At 42.9% G+C, this 14485-nt stretch carries 11 protein-coding genes; 4 read left to right on the forward strand and 7 right to left on the reverse strand.

What is annotated here, in order from left to right; all coding sequences use genetic code 11:
* Nucleotides 1–71: 71 nt before the first annotated feature.
* Both D1164_RS16940 and D1164_RS16945 read right to left on the reverse strand, forming a co-directional pair.
* Nucleotides 72–1259 carry a FecR family protein gene (locus D1164_RS16940; protein ID WP_119351082.1) on the reverse strand — a complete coding sequence of 396 codons (1188 nt, stop codon included), beginning with the start codon at nt 1257–1259 and terminating at the stop codon, nt 72–74.
* 64 nt (nt 1260–1323) lie between these two features.
* On the reverse strand, nt 1324–1920 hold the full coding sequence (locus D1164_RS16945) for an RNA polymerase sigma factor (protein WP_119351083.1): 597 nt from the start codon (nt 1918–1920) through the stop codon (nt 1324–1326).
* A 606-nt stretch (nt 1921–2526) separates the two neighbouring features.
* Here D1164_RS16945 and D1164_RS16950 point away from each other — a divergent pair.
* Nucleotides 2527–3222 carry a hypothetical protein gene (locus D1164_RS16950; protein ID WP_119351084.1) on the forward strand — a complete coding sequence of 232 codons (696 nt, stop codon included), beginning with the start codon at nt 2527–2529 and terminating at the stop codon, nt 3220–3222.
* 97 nt (nt 3223–3319) lie between these two features.
* Here D1164_RS16950 and porX read toward each other — a convergent pair whose 3' ends face one another.
* The 3 genes from porX to D1164_RS16965 form a co-directional block, all read right to left on the reverse strand.
* Complete coding sequence (gene porX, locus D1164_RS16955; protein ID WP_119351085.1) at nt 3320–4876, reverse strand: T9SS response regulator signal transducer PorX; 1557 nt, start codon at nt 4874–4876, stop codon at nt 3320–3322.
* A gap of 83 nt (nt 4877–4959) precedes the next feature.
* On the reverse strand, nt 4960–8640 hold the full coding sequence (gene porW / locus D1164_RS16960; RefSeq protein ID WP_147372213.1) for a type IX secretion system periplasmic lipoprotein PorW/SprE: 3681 nt from the start codon (nt 8638–8640) through the stop codon (nt 4960–4962).
* Between the two features lie 62 nt (nt 8641–8702).
* On the reverse strand, nt 8703–9818 hold the full coding sequence (locus D1164_RS16965) for an Mrp/NBP35 family ATP-binding protein (protein ID WP_119351087.1): 1116 nt from the start codon (nt 9816–9818) through the stop codon (nt 8703–8705).
* An 87-nt stretch (nt 9819–9905) separates the two neighbouring features.
* Between D1164_RS16965 and D1164_RS16970 the strand changes: the two genes are divergently transcribed.
* The 3 genes from D1164_RS16970 to D1164_RS16980 all read left to right on the forward strand — a co-directional run bounded on the left by D1164_RS16970 (nt 9906) and on the right by D1164_RS16980 (nt 11895).
* The gene (locus tag D1164_RS16970) at nt 9906–10289 is read left to right on the forward strand and encodes a YkvA family protein (protein WP_119351088.1); all 384 of its coding nucleotides are present in this window, start codon (nt 9906–9908) and stop codon (nt 10287–10289) included.
* 63 nt (nt 10290–10352) lie between these two features.
* A complete protein-coding gene (locus tag D1164_RS16975; RefSeq protein WP_119351089.1) occupies nt 10353–11093 on the forward strand; it encodes a sulfite exporter TauE/SafE family protein in 741 nt (246 codons plus the stop codon).
* An 88-nt stretch (nt 11094–11181) separates the two neighbouring features.
* Nucleotides 11182–11895, forward strand: coding sequence for a class I SAM-dependent methyltransferase (locus D1164_RS16980; protein ID WP_119351090.1), 714 nt, complete (start codon nt 11182–11184; stop codon nt 11893–11895).
* Nucleotides 11896–11990: 95 nt separating this feature from the next.
* Here D1164_RS16980 and atpG read toward each other — a convergent pair whose 3' ends face one another.
* Complete coding sequence (atpG, locus tag D1164_RS16985) at nt 11991–12869, reverse strand: ATP synthase F1 subunit gamma (RefSeq protein WP_119351091.1); 879 nt, start codon at nt 12867–12869, stop codon at nt 11991–11993.
* Nucleotides 12870–12880: 11 nt separating this feature from the next.
* Entirely contained in the window at nt 12881–14467 is a 1587-nt protein-coding gene (atpA, locus tag D1164_RS16990) for a F0F1 ATP synthase subunit alpha (RefSeq protein WP_119351092.1), read from the reverse strand.
* Nucleotides 14468–14485: the final 18 nt, after the last annotated feature.

Consider the following 14485-nt stretch of genomic DNA (forward strand, 5'->3'; position numbering starts at 1 on the left):
TAAAACTGGTTCAACTCTTGAAACAGTTTGACTTAAGCCGGGAAATGTGCCACCATTTCCCGGTTCTTTTTCTATTCCAAGAGATAGGTTTTGTTATCAATTTGCCTTATTTCTGCATGCGTAATTTTTGTTATATATTCCAATACTTCATCCATATTTACGTTCAAATCCAGCTTCCCGTTTATTTTTTCATCCCCTTTTGCCGGATCTTTTAATAAAATCCGGATATCAAAATACCTTTCAACCTTTCGAATCATATCACTGGCCTGCTGGTATTCAAACCGCAGAGAGCCATCTTTCCATTGAGTATATAGCTCATGATTAGTGACATGAACATCCAGTTGCTTGTCCGTTTTATTATAACGGGCTATCTCATTTGGAGACAATTCAGCTTTCACTTCAGAAAAAAATGCATTGTTATCCAGAATCTGAACTTTCCCTTCCTGCAATACTGTTAACACCTCATTATCTTCAGGATAAGCCGAAACGTTAAACTTTGTACCCAATACTTTAACTGCAATCGTAGAAGTATTCACGATGAAAGGATTGTGAAGATCTGTGGATACATCGAGAAATGCTTCCCCCGCCAGGTAAACCTCACGTTTCTTTTTACTGAATGATTTGGGTAAGATTAAACGGCTTCCGGCATTAAGCCAAACCTCGCTTTTGTCGTTGAGACAAACCTTCAGCCTTTGTCCGTTCGGAACAATAAATAAATTGGGAAGCTTTTTTTCAGCCGTTACATTGTTTTGACTGAGTGTATCGTTTCCAATAATCAATTTCCCTGGTACAGAAAGGTCAATGTATTTATTCTCTGAAAGAACCTCCTGTTTGGAGCCATCCTCAAAATACAAAACCGGGTAATATTGTGCGTCCCTCAGAAAAAGTTCTTCTGCAAGTTTTAAGTCCATTCTGCCTCGTGTTGGAAAATATACCAGCATTGACCCAATCGCTAAAAACAGAATAGCGATAGCTGCATACCGCATAAAAACTCCCATCCGGCGAATCCTGAATGTACGTTTATCCTTAACACTTACCTGATTCATTATGGATTGATAGAGTTGTAAACCTTTTTCAAAAGAGATTTTGGGGTTGGAAATTGATAACAGGTGAAGTTCTTCTTTAGCCCGGAACAGTTCCTCCTTTTGTTCAGGGTGATTTCTTAAATAATCTTCAAAATACCTGTTTATATTTTCGTCGGGTTCAAATACCCATTTGACAAACTTTTGATCTTCAATATAGTCTTCCCATTTATTCATCAGGCTCACGTTTCTATATAATGGGACACAGACCTGAAAAGTGGACAATAAAAATTCTTTTTTTTTATGCTCTAAAACATAAAAGGAAAAATTCCCATAGTTTATTCTTTACATGATCCTTTAAACCCGACATAACCCGATACACCTGTTTCTTTACCGAATCTGGCTTTATTTTAAGCATTTCCCCAATCTGATGATAGCTGAGTCCCTGGTAAAACTTCAGGTAAAGAATTTCACGATTTTTCGGACTTAATGCAGACAATAATCTTTTGACACGTTCTATTTTTTCTTCTTTGAAATCAACAGGGGTATTTTCTTCTACTTCAAAAACAATATTTTGAGCTGCCGTATTGTCGTCTTCCAGAGAGTGAAAACGATTTTCTTTTCTTAGTCTGTGAAAAATTATCCGGCGTAATCCTTTAAGCAGGTAATATTCCAGATTATCCGTTTCTGAAAGATTTTTCCGGTGGGTATACATTTCCAGAAATAATTCCTGAATACTATCTTCAACTACCGATGTATTGGATGTAAGTTTTGAACCATAAGCAAAAAGTTTATCCAGAAATGCATTGTACATTTTTTGAAAGGCTCCCTTGTCTCCCTTTCTGAACTCTTCCCAAATTGTTTTCCAGTCGTGCTTCTCCGAATGTATCAATGTCATCGTTTAGGCCATTAGAATAATTCCTTGAATTCAAAATTAGTAAAAAACCTTCCTGTCAGAAAATATCCTTCAATATTAATCAAAAAGCATTTTATTCAACGTTTGTATCCATATTTTCATGAATAACAACGCAAATAAAACAGAAATTATACACGATTTTTAAAAGAATCTCATTTTCATACTCAGTATCTGTGCATCTGATTTTTAAAAGCTTCCCTTCCTTCATCATCATTTACACTCAAATTAATTCTTCTCATTTTCAAATAATTAAATGGTTTCCTCAATACAAAAGTACGCCAATGCTGTTAAATGGCAGCTACAGAAATATGACACTTCCGTTACATTCATTCACAGTATTCCCGTTCAAAAAATAATTAACCAGTGCTTTTACCACTTTTGATTAATTTGTTTACTTCTCCTAAAAACACTACCGTACATACAAAAGTCAAAAAAAGATACTTGATAATTTTGATGCATTGATCCTGTGAATGGTTTTAGATAAGGCAAATTTTCGTAATTTCGGCGTATTCATTTTTTGTTTTCAAACCTCTATGTTACATTCAAGGAATGCAGAATACCTGAAAAAATTGAATAAAACTGACATTTATGAAAAATCTGGTATTAATAACATTAACCATGTTGTTTGCCCTGTTTTCCTGCAACGATAAAAACATGAACCAACCTGACCCCATGAGTTTTACCTCGGACTTTGAAGCCGACAGCGATGGATGGATCGGTGATTTTGCCGATTACCCGGCGGGAGAAGAAGCATTTTATGAGTTGACGTTTGAACGTGACACCCTTCCCGGGCCACTCGAACAAAACCAATGGGCGCTAAAATTGTCGGGCAATAACCATAGCGACGATCTTTTTATGTTCGTTAAAAAGAAGGTAACAGGCCTGGAGCCAAACACGGTTTATTATACAACGTTTACCGTCGAATTTGCTTCCAATATCCCTGATGGAATGGCAGGCGTAGGTGGCAGTCCGGGGGAATCGGTTTATATTAAAGTCGGAGGAGCACCATTAGAACCCAAAAAAATGATTGAAGACAACAATCATTACCGCATGAACATCGATAAGGCCAACCAAAACGAAGACGGCGAGAACATGAAGGTAATCGGCGATTTCTCCAACGACACCGAAGAAGCGGTTTACACATTAAAAACCGTTACCAACGAAAATCCCTTCGGTATAAGTACTGACGAAAACGGAACACTGTGGGTCATCGTAGGAACCGAATCAGGGTTTGAAGCGACCACCACCATCTATTATAATTCAGTAACGGTCGAATTTTACTAATTCTCATTTCTTTATAACTGCCGGCTTTCAACGGAAAAATATGAACCCTGCACCATAAATAATGTTGCGAAAGTGCCCCTTTCTCTCATGGCTCGTTTCACCCTTTTGGCACCATGGTAACAAGCGGGACAATCATCTCTTCCAGGGAAATGCCCCCATGCTGAAATGTATCTTTATAATAGTTGGCGTAATAGTTATAATTGTTCGGATAAGCGAAAAAGTCGCTGTTGTGGGCAAAGATGTAACTGGTGCTTACATTACGTGAAGGCAGAAACGCCAACCGCGGATCGCGCACTTCAAACACGTGTTTCGATTTGAAATTTAAATTTCTTCCCAGCTTATAACGCAGATTGGTATTGGTCTCCCGGTCGCCAATCACTTTCACCGCGTTATCGACCCTGATAGCGCCATGGTCGGTGGTTAACACCAGTTTAATATTATTCCCGGCCAGGCTGCGGATGAGTTCGCGTAATGCAGAATGATTGATCCAACTTAGTGTCAGCGATCGGTAAGCTTTTTCGTTGTTGGCCAGCTCACGGATCATTTCCATTTCGGTTCGTGCATGCGAAATCATATCCACAAAGTTGAGAACCATCACCGAAAGGTCGCTGTCCAGAATATTGTTGAGGCTTTCGGAGGTCTGCCTATCACGTCGGATTCCCGAAACTTTTTCAAAATAAAGCTTTTCTTTCCGGCGATGGCGTTCCAACTGTTTTCGCAGCAATTCTTCCTCATGCCGGTTTTTATTCCCTTCGTTGTCGTCATCTTCCCATAACTCAGGATATACTTTTTCGATTTCTGCCGGCAGAAGGCCGGAAAACATGGCATTACGCGCATACATGGTAGCTGTGGGCAAAATGCTCAGGTAAAGTTCATCCGAATCAATCCTGAAATATTCTTCAAACACAGGACTAATGGTGCGCCACTGGTCAAAACGCAGGTTATCTATCACAAGTACAAAAACCTTTTGCCCGTTATCAAGCAGGGGAAATATCTTATGCTGAAATACGTCGTAAGAAAGCATCGGTCTTTCACCCAAATCTTTGTTCAACCACTGGAGGTAATTTTCTTTAATGAATTTAAAAAATGCTTTATTGGCATCGTCTTTTTGCATGGCCAGCACCTGGTCCATTGCATTGTCTTCCGAACCGGCCAGTTCAAGTTCCCAGAAAACCAGTTTTTTGTAAACATCCAGCCATTCATCGAAATTGAGCCTTTCATTAATTCGCATGCCAATTTGTGAAAACTGCATTTGATAAGCCGAAGTTGTTTGCTGTGTAACCAGTCGTTTCTGGTCGATATTTTTTTTGAGAGAAAGGAGAATCTGTTTGGGATTAACCGGTTTGATGAGGTAATCGGCAATTTTTGAACCGATTGCTTCGTCCATTATATTTTCTTCCTCACTCTTGGTAATCATTACCACCGGTGTATTAGGTGCCAGGGCCTTTATTTGAGTGAGTGTTTCCAGCCCGGTCATTCCCGGCATATTTTCATCAAGAAAAATAGTATCGAAAAACTTCTCCTTCACCCGTTCCACTGCATCCAGCCCGTTGTTTGCTGTTTCCACTTCATAATCTTTACTCTCCAGAAAAATGATGTGTGCACGCAGCAAATCAATCTCGTCATCAACCCAAAGTATTCGTGGCTTCCTCATATTCACATTATTAATTGTTTTCGATTGTGGTAAAATTACAAACAAAATAAGAGTGGGGGCAAGGCTTAACAAACTTTAACCCGTTACTCGTTCAAATAGGTAAGTTTGTAAAAGTTCATGTAGTCAGTAATATTCTTTTCGCGCAGGAACACCTCAAAATTCCCGGTCGAAATCAGAAAATTACGGTAGCTGGCCGATCCAAGCGGTGCGTAGAGATCACGGTTTTGCACCACCGTTTGTGAATAGCGGGTAGCCGCTTCCCTGTCCGGAAGGCCTGAAACTACAATGGCAACCCTAAATTCATCAACAGGCATTTCTTCTATTTTCATGGATGTTCCTCCGCCTGCCGTGTTGAACTGCTCTATTCCGCTAATAAACGATGCTTTATCAACTCCTTCAGCAGGAATCACAAAAACAAAATAGTGAGGTTTCTCTATGTCCGTGCTGTAAGGACCCGAATACGATTCTGCCGTCTCCTGTTCCTCTTCTACCCCGGACTGGCTTTCTGCCGGAGCCGTTTGCCCCTCCTGCCGGGGGGTGGCTGGTTGCGGGGCAGTACCCCGCTGAATGTAATTACTACGGAAGAAGTTGATGTAATCTTCCACCTTATTTTCTTCGATAAGCTTTTGAAGATTTTCCCCTGTAATAAGGAAATTCCGGTAGGTAGTTTGCCCTAACGGTTCAAAAAGGCTGCGCGTAATTACCACTTTCCTGAAATATGACATGGCTTCGTTCAGAGAAGGTATTCCCTGTACCACCATTAACTGGTAATCACCAACTTGTTTTATCTGGAGTGCAAGGTTCCACACCCTGAATTCACTGCGGTTAAACTGGGCAAATCCGTTCATCGCCTGACGAAGGGAAAGTTTCTTATCTTTTACTGCCAATACAAAATTCTGCGTTGTATCAATATCAGTCTCAAACAGCGAGCTTGCACCGGTCTCCACAACCCTGAACTCACCCCGTTCGCGCAACATTTGTTCCTCTTCCCGGGCCCGTGCCATCAATTCTTCCGGCGAAATCTCCGGTTCCTCATCGCTAAAGTCGGGACCCACATAGCGGCTGTAATTTTTTACGAAAAATTTCAGGTAATCGGCCATCGAACCTTCCGAAAGAATTTGCCGGTAGTTGGCTGAAGAAATGGCAAAATTCACATAATCAATCCCATTTAAAGTCCTGAAAACAGGAGCATTTCGAATAATAGCCCGATGGTAAATAACCCCGTCTTCCTTGTTATTGAGCGAACGTACCACCACCAGGTTGGTTTTTTCGTTCAATGCTTCGGTTTCAATGTCGAAATCTATTTTAGTGTAGTGGTCGATGTTGTAGTTGGCAATATCGAATTTCAACCTGTCCAAATCCACTTCAGCCCGGAGGGGGAATGCAATAACAAAATAGTGAAGTAAATCTTCATCATACGAAAATCTACCTCCAAACTCATCATTCTCCATCCGTTCGGCCAACAGAATCTCTTCGTTCTGAATTTCTTCGTTAATGTATCCCATATCCACCAGTTTCTGGTAATCGGCCAGTGTACTATCCTGAATAAGGGTCAGAATCTCCGTTGCCAGAGGAGTGGGTTCCGCCTTGGGCCATGTTTCGATATACTCTTTCAGAGACCTTTCAAAGTTATGAATATCAGTTTGAGTCCCCCATGCAATCATTTCCATAAAATCAATTTTGGGGATGATCAGACTGTCGGGTTTCATTCCCTTCATTGATTTTGTAAGTCCAATTACATTTTGGTAATGGCCGGAACGGTAATTCCGGAACGTTTCTTCGTAAAGACGGTTCAGGCTGTCGGTGCGGGCCTCCATCTCAATAAAAAAGTTGGGATTCACCAGGTATTGCGCATATTTACTTTCGGGGAATTTGGAAATGATGAGATCCCGGTAGTAATTCGATTTTTGCTTATCCCCCATCAATTCGTACAAGTCATAAAGATCGAAATAAGCCGAAAGTTGGTAAATATTACCGGGATAGCGCTCCATTAGTTCCTCGAATGATTTGGCCGAACGTTCGTAGTTGGAGAATTCCGACTTGTAAATTTTCCCGGCGTTATAAAGGGCGTCTCTTATCCGATCATGAGAAATCTTCATCAATGAGTCGGTAAGCGGCAAATCCTGGGTGTAATATTCTTTTTGAAGCGGGTCTTCCACACGCTGAACTATTAGAGAAGAATCAACGGCTTCGCCCATTTCGTCCATGTCATCCATTGAAATGGTACTTTTGTTTGATCTCCTCCAGTTATCCGCTAAAGTCCGTTTTCCCCAACGCTGCTGGAAAGTCACCTGCCCGTAGGCCACTGTTTGCGGATTGTAAAAATACCATCCAGCTCCCTGCTGGTCGGTTCCCATACCCATCCGGTAGCGGTTGGAACGGTAATACCCTTGCTCTCTCTGTCCCTGTAGCGCCAGGCTTTCCAGATTACGCTGTTTCTCCTGCTCATCCCTCATCAACTTCGCAATCAAAGCCTCCCTTTGCATTTCCGGCATTTTCGCAATGCGTTGCAAACTGTCCTCGCGTTCCACAGTCAGCACATTCTCAACCAAATTTGTAAGACTGCGGTACTGGGAATAAAGTTTGGGATAATCCGGATACGTATCGTCAATGATAATCATGGCGCTGTCGTAGTACGCCTGTGCATCCCTGTAATTTTGATCTTCAAAATGAATACCAGCCACGGTAATGGCCGACTGCGCCCTTTGAAACGGGTTATTGTAACTACTGGCTACCGAACTACTGTAATTTTCAATGGCCAAATCGCGGCTGCCTTCCCTGAAAAATATATTCCCCAGCGCATAATAAATCTGGTCACGAAATTCCACATTCTTTTTGTCGCGCAACATTCTCCGGAGATCCTTTTTCGTCTTTTCCACATCGCCACCTTCAGAAAAAACACCGGCTGCATTAATTTTTGCATTGAAAGCCATCCGGTAATCAGGATTAAGCCGGGTAACCTTTTGGTAAGCTTTTGCAGCCAGCATGGGTTTATCTATTTCTTCGTACAGTTGCGCCACAATATACTGCAACCGCGACTTTTGCCTTTTCCAGAAGGTTTTACCCAGAGCAATATCAATAAACTTGATGGCTTCGGCATACTCCTGCTGTTTCATATAATAATCGGCTGTGGCAATGGCAAGCTCCCGTTCCAGTTTGCCCGGAAAATCAGTGTCATTCTGAACAGCCTGAATAACTTCAGATGCTTCTGTAAACCGTTCCAATTCGGAGTAGCTTCTAATGAGCCATATTTGTGCTTCGTGCCGGGCATCGCCGTCAGGATACTTTCGAAGAATGAAGGAAAGATTGTCGATGGCAGCCATAAAATTATGCTGGTAGTAATAGGCTTTGCCCATCAGCAGGTAACTGTCGTCAATCCAGGTATTAAATTCCTCCTGGCTGGCAAACTCCTGGTAACGGCGGGTTCGTTTTCTCCGGCGTTTGGGTTTTTCTGTAATCGAATGAAGCTCAATCAACTTCGAAGCCTTGATAACGGCATTATCCATATCAGATTTTGCCAGGTTGCCCGCCGAAGGATCACTTATTTTGTAAATAGGCAACAACCGGGTAAAGTCGTCTTCAATACTTGTTTCAACCCGCTCTGCTCCTTCCTTAAAACTTTCATTGGCATTAAAGTAAACATTATACTGCGACGTAACTTTATGGTACGTACGCGATGCAAATGTATTCTTCTCGGTAGAACACCTTTGAAAGAGTGGCAACAAGAGCAGTAGTCCGATTGTATGTAGTAAAAATCGCTTCAAAAACAGTTTTTAAATGGCTTTAGGAATAAACTCTGATTTTGGTATAATATTGTAGAAAACATTCATTTCCGGGTAATCTTCACTTTTTTGGTTGGGGCCCGTTCGATATTACGTAAATGAACCTGGTGCATCACGCTTTTTGCCACATCGGCAAATGCCATTCCGTTAACTGAGTCGGCATTTGCAGCAATTGGAACACCCTGGTCTCCTCCTTCCCGGATACTTTGCACAATTGGAATCTGCCCGAGCAACTTCAAGCCAAGTTTCTCAGCCAGCATTTTCCCTCCGTCTTTCCCGAAAATGTAATATTTGTTATCGGGCAGTTCAGCTGGAGTAAACCATGCCATGTTTTCCACCAGTCCGAGCACCGGAACATCAATGGATTTGCTCCGGAACATACTTGCTCCCCGCACCACGTCGGCCAGCGCAACATCCTGCGGAGTGGTAACAATTACCGCACCGGTCACCGGAAGCGTTTGAACCAACGTAAGGTGAATATCGCTTGTACCGGGAGGCAGGTCTATAAGCATGTAGTCCAATTCGCCCCAGTTGGCATCCATTATCAGTTGTTTCAGTGCATTCGAAGCCATCGGGCCCCGCCAGATAACTGCACTGTCCGAATCAACAAAAAAACCGATGGAAAGAAATTTTACCCCGTATTTCTCCAGGGGAACAATCATGTCGCGGCCATCAATTTTTACACCGGCAGGACGGGAATCTTCCGAGCCAAACATTTTGGGAATGGAAGGGCCAAAAATATCGGCGTCAATCAACCCCACCCTGGCGCCGGATTTGGCAAGGGCCACAGCAAGGTTTACGGCTACGGTTGATTTCCCCACGCCGCCTTTTCCCGAAGCAACGGCCACAATGTTTTTAACCCCCGGCAATACCGGACGTTCCATATTGTGGATATATTTTACCGCAATGTTATCTTCAATCTCCACCTGTTCGCCTACAAATGTTTTAATTGCCTTTTCACATTCCAGCACCAGAGATTCAATATTCGGATCATCACTTTTCTGAAAAACCAACGAAAAATTAACCCGTTGACCGGCAATCCGTATTTCCTGAACCATGTCCATCGAAACAACGTCCTCGTCACTACCCGGATACTTAACCGTTCGCAAAGCATCAGTAACATTTTTAGGGACAATTAACTTACGTGGTATATCATTCATTTCAATTCTGTTTTTTAAGAGACTACAAAACTAAAAAAATATCTTTGTGTTATTTGTTTCTAGATGTTCCAAAGGAGGGATTATTGAATGAATAAAAATCAGTTTGTAAAATATTTTTCAGAAGAATCGCTTTGGGAGAAAATAAAACAATTTTCCAAATCAGCCGGGGTAAAGGTAGTTTACGCTGTTTTACTCCTATACTATGTGATGAATGACAAACGGGTAAGTTTAAAAACCAAACTGTCGATTGCCGCGGCGCTCGGTTATTTTATCCTTCCTACGGATGCCATTTTCGATTTGACGCCCCTGATTGGCTATTCCGACGATTTAGGGGTGCTTCTGTTTGCGCTTACACAAGTTTCATCGAACATTACTCCCGAAATAAAGGAAAAGGCCCGAAAAAAACTGACCAACTGGTTTGGCGAAATAAAAGAAGAAGAACTCCGGGATTTGGAAGACAAAATCGGTTAGCAGATACCGCAGGTTGGCTTCCCGGCTGTTTTCTTTTACCTTTGCCCGCTAAAATCCTGCATAATGATTGATTTTACGTTACTACAGTGGTTGCTGCTGTTTTTTTGCGCCCTGCTTATCGGGATGTCGAAGGTGGGCATTCCGGGAGTTTCCATGTTTGTAGTGCCGGTGCTGGCCCTCATTTTCGGGGGAAAAGCCTCTACCGGTATTTTATTGCCCATTTTAATGATGGCCGATTGGTTTGGGGTAGGATACTACCACCGTCATGCCCGTTGGCATTATTTATGGAAGTTACTCCCATGGGCATTCGTTGGTGTAGGAATTGCATTATGGGTTGGAGAAGTTGTTAATGATGAATGGTTCAAAAATATCATTGCCATCCTGGTTTTTATTTGTATTGCCCTAATGCTTTGGAAAGATCGCCAAAAGAGCGGCAATTTTTTCCCGGATACCTGGTGGTTTGCTGCCACAATGGGAATCCTTGGCGGATTTGCCACCATGATTGGAAATGTAGCCGGCCCCATCTTTGCCATCTACCTGCTGGCAATGCACCTTCCCAAAAACAGCTTCATCGGAACCGGCGCCTGGTTTTTTCTCATAATAAACCTGAGCAAATTTCCGCTACACATTTTGATCTGGAAAACCATCAACTGGCAAACGTTGAAACTCGATCTAATCCTGCTTCCCGGCATAGCAGCCGGTGCATTTCTCGGTATCTGGCTGGTGAAAAAAATACCTGAAAAAACGTACCGGGCTTTTGTAATTGTAGTAACCGCCGTGTCGGCTTTGCTTCTGTTGGTATAGTTCCGCAGGGCACACTGGCAATTGAACGGGATTTTTTTACATTTGTGGGAAATGCTTAAAACAACCAGAAGAACATATTTTTAAACACATGGAGCCACTCAGAAATTATTTTAAAGATATAGCCATTCATAATATCCTTGATGTGGGTACAGGAAACGGAGGTTTTCTGCATACATTGCAAAACACCTTCCCGGGGGCAAAAATTACAGGCATCGATCCAAATACTGAATCACTTGAAATAGCCCGCCAAAACTTCCCTGATGTTACTTTTCTGGAGATGGAAGCGGAAAATCTTAAATTTGAAGATGACTCCTTTGATGTCGTCAGTATTTCAATGGCCTTGCACCATCTTCCGAAGGTAAAAAAAGGATTGAAGGAGATGAAACGGGTGGTGAAACCGGACGGTTATATTATTATAAACGAAACCATCAGCGATCATTTAAATCCGGCACAGGAAGTGCATAAAATGTATCATCATTTTCGCAGTCACATCGATCGGATGCTGGGCAGATTTCACCGGAAAACATTTACAAAAGATGCTATTCTTCAAATACTGAAAGAAACGGAAGTGCCTGTCCAGTTCTTTTTCGAACACCGACGGAATGTAAACCTGATAGAGGATGAAGCAGACCTTGAACTCAGGATTGACAAGATGAAACAGATGCTGGAAAAAATTAAAGGACACCCGGAACATGACGCCCTCCGGCTTCAGGTTGATGAATTCAGAACGAAAGCCATGGAGCATGGATTGCAGGCTGCAACCAACCTGGTAATTGTTGGGAGGAAAAAGATTTTCACATAAAATACCGGAAAAGGTTCAGGATTCCTTCTTAACCGGCAATTACAAATTGCCGATCCCGGTGATTGAAATTACCGAATCCGAACCAGGGAATGACCTCAGCCTTTCAGGGCTTCTGCCCCGCTCACAATCTCGAGTATTTCACTGGTAATGGAAGCCTGGCGCACTTTATTGTATTGCAGTGTCAGATCTTTTATCAACTCCGTGGCATTGTCGGTAGCCTGGTGCATGGCTGTCATACGAGCACCGTGTTCAGCAGCATGGGAATCGAGCAACGCTTTGTAAAACTGAATTTTCAGCGATTGCGGAATCAGTTCCTGTACAATATATTCTTTCGAAGGTTCAAAAATATAATCACGAAACTGTTTCGTCTCCTCCTCATTTTCCATTTCAACCGGCAGAAACTGTTCTGTGCTGTTCAACTGCGAAGCTGCATTCAAGAACTGGTTATAAACCAGTTCCACCCTGTCGTATTCATTTTCAACAAACATTTTCATGACATTTTCAGCCAACTGATAAACATGTGCCGTATCAAGGTGGTCAAACAATTCATGATGGCTTTCTACTACCTTCATTCCCCGGAGCTTCACCTGACGTTCAGCCTGTTTCCCGATGCATAAAAAATCCACTTCCCCCAATCGTAATTGCAGACTGTATTTTGAATGAACCAACTCCATTGCTTTTTTTGCAATATTCAGATTGAATCCCCCACACAATCCACGATTCGAGGAAATGAGTATGACCAAAACTCTGTCAGGTTCCTTTTGACGCGTATAAACTGAACTTTCAACCTCTTCGAGGCTGGCGCCAATAGAAACCAGGATCTGATGCAGCTTATCGGCATAAGGCCTGATTTGTAAAATGGCATCCTGGGCTTTTTTCAGCTTGGCGGCCGAAACCATTTTCATGGCGCTGGTTACCTGACGCGTGGTCTTTACCGAGGTAATGCGTGTACGTATTTCTTTTAATCCTGCCATGCGTCAACAATTCAGTCTGCACTATTGTATTTTGCGGCCACTTCGGCAGCCACATCCTTTAAAACCTGCTCGATCTCATCCGTCATATTACCTTCTTTTATGGAATCCAGTACCTCGCGGTGTTCCATTTCCATTAATTCAAGAAAGCTTGTTTCAAATTCTTTTACTTTTTCCACCGGCACATTCCGCAGCAATTCTTTTACCCCGCAATAAATAAGGGATACCTGGTGTTCTACCTTCATGGGCGTATACTGGTTTTGTTTCAGTATCTCCATGTTCTTCCTCCCTTTATCAAGCACGCGCATGGTAGCTGCATCGAGGTCGGAACCAAACTTGGAAAAAGCTTCCAGTTCCCGGTATTGCGCCTGGTCGAGTTTCAGGGTACCTGCAATTTTTTTCATTGCTTTAATCTGCGCGTTTCCTCCCACACGAGAAACAGAAATACCCACGTTAATCGCAGGCCGGAACCCGGCGTTGAACAGGTTCGACTCCAGGAAAATCTGTCCGTCGGTAATGGAAATCACATTGGTGGGAATATACGCAGAAACATCTCCCGCCTGGGTTTCGATGATGGGAAGCGCCGTTAGCGAACCTCCTCCTTTTACTCTATTTTTTAACCCTGCGGGAAGGTCATTCATTTGTGAGGCAATATCATCCGATTCTATGATTTTTGCAGCCCTTTCGAGCAACCGGGAGTGCAGGTAAAATACATCGCCGGGATAAGCTTCACGTCCGGGTGGACGGCGCAGCAACAAGGAAACCTCGCGGTAAGAAACAGCCTGTTTCGAAAGGTCGTCGAGTACAATCAGGGCATCCCGGCCCGTATCGCGAAAATACTCCCCGATGGTCATACCGGCATAGGGTGCATAAAACTGCAAAGCAGCCGGGTCGGAAGCGGTTGACGAAACAATAATTGTGTAATCCATGGCCCCGTGCTTTTGTAAGGTAGAGGCAATATTGGCAACGGTCGATCCCTTTTGGCCAACGGCTACATAGATACAATAAACAGGATTTCCTTTTTCGAAATTTTCCCGCTGATTAATGATGGTATCAATAGCCACGGCCGTTTTCCCTGTCTGGCGGTCGCCGATAATAAGCTCGCGTTGCCCGCGACCAATAGGAATCATCGCATCAATGGCTTTCAAACCTGTTTGCAGAGGCTGTTTCACCGGCTGACGGAAAATAACGCCTGGCGCCTTACGCTCAAGGGGTAATTCCATCAACTCCCCACCAATTGGCCCTTTCCCGTCGAGTGGCTCTCCAATGGTATTAATTACCCGGCCCATGAGGTGGTCGCCCACCATAATGGAAGCAATTCGTTGCAGACGTTTTACAGTATCGCCTTCCTTTACTTCTTCTGTAGACCCCAGCAATACAGCGCCTACATTGTCTTCTTCAAGGTTTAACACTATCCCTTTAATACCACTTTCGAATTCAATCATTTCATTTGATTCCACATTCGAAAGGCCGTAAATACGGGCAATACCGTCGCCCACCTGCAAAACGGTGCCCACTTCTTCCAATTCAGCTTCTGATCTGAAGTTTTCGAGTTGCTGCTTCAGTATTTCAGATATTTCAGCCGGTTTAATGTTTATCATTTTTTTCTATCTTTTTTC

The sequence above is a fragment of the Mariniphaga sediminis genome (assembly GCF_003573545.1).
In the GTDB taxonomy this organism is placed as follows: Bacteria; Bacteroidota; Bacteroidia; order Bacteroidales; family Prolixibacteraceae; genus Mariniphaga; species Mariniphaga sediminis.

Bases quoted from the DNA above. Each gene is read 5' to 3' on its own strand.
- D1164_RS16970 (WP_119351088.1), top strand. From the start codon at position 9,906: ATGAATAAAAATCAGTTTGTAAAATATTTTTCAGAAGAATCGCTTTGG.
- D1164_RS16965 (WP_119351087.1), bottom strand. From the start codon at position 9,818: ATGAATGATATACCACGTAAGTTAATTGTCCCTAAAAATGTTACTGAT.
- porX (WP_119351085.1), bottom strand. From the start codon at position 4,876: ATGAGGAAGCCACGAATACTTTGGGTTGATGACGAGATTGATTTGCTG.
- D1164_RS16975 (WP_119351089.1), top strand. From the start codon at position 10,353: ATGATTGATTTTACGTTACTACAGTGGTTGCTGCTGTTTTTTTGCGCC.
- atpA (WP_119351092.1), bottom strand. From the start codon at position 14,467: ATGATAAACATTAAACCGGCTGAAATATCTGAAATACTGAAGCAGCAA.
- D1164_RS16980 (WP_119351090.1), top strand. From the start codon at position 11,182: ATGGAGCCACTCAGAAATTATTTTAAAGATATAGCCATTCATAATATC.
- atpG (WP_119351091.1), bottom strand. From the start codon at position 12,869: ATGGCAGGATTAAAAGAAATACGTACACGCATTACCTCGGTAAAGACC.
- D1164_RS16940 (WP_119351082.1), bottom strand. From the start codon at position 1,259: ATGAATAAATGGGAAGACTATATTGAAGATCAAAAGTTTGTCAAATGG.
- D1164_RS16945 (WP_119351083.1), bottom strand. From the start codon at position 1,920: ATGACATTGATACATTCGGAGAAGCACGACTGGAAAACAATTTGGGAA.
- D1164_RS16950 (WP_119351084.1), top strand. From the start codon at position 2,527: ATGAAAAATCTGGTATTAATAACATTAACCATGTTGTTTGCCCTGTTT.